This is a genomic window from Micropruina sp. (genome assembly GCF_027492755.1).
GTDB lineage: Bacteria > Actinomycetota > Actinomycetes > Propionibacteriales > Propionibacteriaceae > Micropruina.
Genome location: NZ_JAPUED010000221.1, coordinates 1 through 2,445, shown reverse-complemented (window position 1 = coordinate 2,445; position 2,445 = coordinate 1). Strand labels below are relative to the sequence as shown.

The 2,445-nt window shown below is 68.4% G+C and carries 1 protein-coding gene; it reads left to right on the top strand.

Annotation, left to right across the window (positions count from 1 at the left end; all coding sequences use genetic code 11):
- The coding region (locus Q0066_RS15385; protein WP_298134555.1) for a peptidoglycan-binding protein at positions 1–2,292 on the top strand (2,292 nt) is incomplete at its 5' end.
- Positions 2,293–2,445: the final 153 nt, after the last annotated feature.

Here is a 2,445-nt window from a genome sequence, read left to right as displayed (position 1 = left end):
AGTTACGGCGTCCCCGCCTCGGTGTCGATGGCGCAGGCCATCGTCGACAGCGACTGGGGCACCTCGGATGCGGCCAAGAAGGGCCGGAACTACTTCGATATCCAGTGCGCCGGCAAGATGACGCCGGCGCAGTTCGCCAGCCTGGCCGACGACCAGGTCGGCAAGCCCTATGTGCTGGGCGCCGAGGCTGCGATCAGCAACCCCAATCCGCCCAAGTTCGACTGCTCCGAACTGGTCGAATGGCTGTACGGCCGTTCCGGTAACCGGATCACCGACCTCGCCGCATGGCAGTACGACGCGACCAAGAAGGTCAGCGGCTCGCCCAAGGTCGGCGATCTGGTGTTCCTGCGCAACAACCCGGCCCGGGCCAACGGGATCGGCCACGTCGCCGTCCTGACCAAGAAGCTCGACAACGGCGACTGGCGCATCATCGAGGCCCGCGGTCGTGCCTACGGGGTCGTGCGCACCACGCTGAGCTACTGGAAGAGCCGCAAGTACTACGCCGGCCTGCGCCGCCAGTCGTCGTTCTCGCTGGCCGGCAAGGACGCCCCGGCCGCGTCCGCCGCGAGCCGCTTCCAGGAGGGCTGCGTCACCGTCGGCAAGGTCAGCTACGCCAAGTACGGCTCGGTCAAGGACTCCTTCGCCGCGCATGCCGCCGCTGTGGCCGACGACTCCCGCTACGCCGCGGCACGCAAGGTGATGGGCGACGCCGACAAACTCGTGACCGCGATCGCCAAGGTGGAACAGCCCAAGAACGCGGCCGCCTACGCGGCGAAGCTCAACGATGTGATCGCCGAATACGACCTGGGCTACTACGACAACGTGGCCTTCAACCTGGTCCTGCTGTCGGGCGACTCCGGTCCCAAGGTGACCGCGCTGCAGTACCTGCTCAGCGCCGCCGGCTATGCCGCTCCGACCAGCGGGAAGTTCGACTCGGCGACCGTCGCGGCGGTCAAGAAGTTCCAGAAGGCGAAGAAGCTCGAGGTCGACGGTGAGGCGGGCCCGATCACGTTGACCGCAGTGGCCCCGTCGCTGTCCAGCGGCGCCAAGGGGGACGCCGTTCGCGGCCTGGCCACGCTGCTGGCGTCGGCCGGCCAACAGGTCGGCGGGGCATCCAGCTTCAGCGCCGACGTGGTGGCAGCGGTGAAGTCGTTCCAGGCTTCGGTGGGCCGCTCGGTCACCGGCAGTGTGGACGATCGCACCTGGGCCGCGCTGTTCATGACCCTGGACGCCGGCACGCCGAAGGTCAGCGGCAAGGCCGCCGTCGGCGAGAAGCTGACCGCATCCGCCGGCAAGTGGGGCCCGGGCTCGGTGAAGCTCTCCTACCAGTGGTACCGGGGCAACGCGGCCATCGGCGGCGCCACCGGAAGCACCCGGACGGTGACGGTCGACGACGCGGGCCAGGCGCTGAGCGTCCGGGTGACCGGCACCCGGGAGTTGTACGCGCCCACGGTGCGAAGCTCGTCCGCCACGGCCACCGTTCCGTTGCTGAAGCTGAAGACCACCTCGACCCCGACGGTCTCGGGCACGGCCAAGGTGGGGTCCACCCTGACCGCCAAGGCCGGCACCTGGGCTCCGGCACCGGTCACCCTCGCTTACCAGTGGTACCGGGGCAGCGTGAGGATCGCCGGGGCGACCAAGTCGACCTACACCGTGACCGCGGCGGACGGCGGGGCGGCCATGAGCGTCGCCGTGACCGGGACCAAGACCGGGCATGCCGCGGTCACCAGGACGTCGAAGGCCACCGCGTCCGTTCCGAGGCAACTCGACGGGCCGACTCCGACGTTCTCGGGTGCCGCCCAGGTCGGCTCGGCCTTGACGGTCAAGACCGGCTCCTGGGGACCGGCCAAGGTCTCGCTCAGCTACCAGTGGTACCGCGACGGCTCCGCCATCAAGGGGGCGACCAAGTCGTCCTACACGCCGACGGCGTCCGAGGTGAACGCGAAGCTCAGTGTCCGGGTGACCGGCAAGCTCAGCGGCTACGACTCGCTGAGCAGGACGTCGGCGAGCGTCACTGTGGTCAAGGGCACGCTGACCGTGAAGACGCCGACGATCACCGGCACCCGAAAGGCGGGCAAGACCCTCACGGTGAAGGCCGGCAGTTGGGGCCCGGGAGCTGTCGCGCTGAGCTACCAGTGGTACCGCGGCTCGACCAAGCTCACGGGAGCGACGAAGACCAGCTACAAGCTGACGTCGAAGGACAAGGGCAAGAAGGTCAGCGTCGTGGTGCGCGGCACGAAGTCCGGCTACACGACGGTCGAGCAGAAGGTCACCGTCTCGATCGCCAAGTAGGCGTTCCGTCGATCGAGCTTGTCGAGATCTGACCTCCGTCGGTCGAGCTCGTCGAGACCCCCTCAGAAGGATCTCGACACGCTCGACCGACGAGTGGCCATGACTTGGATCTCGACGAGCCCGATCAGTGGCCGTCCGTCACCAGTTGGTGCT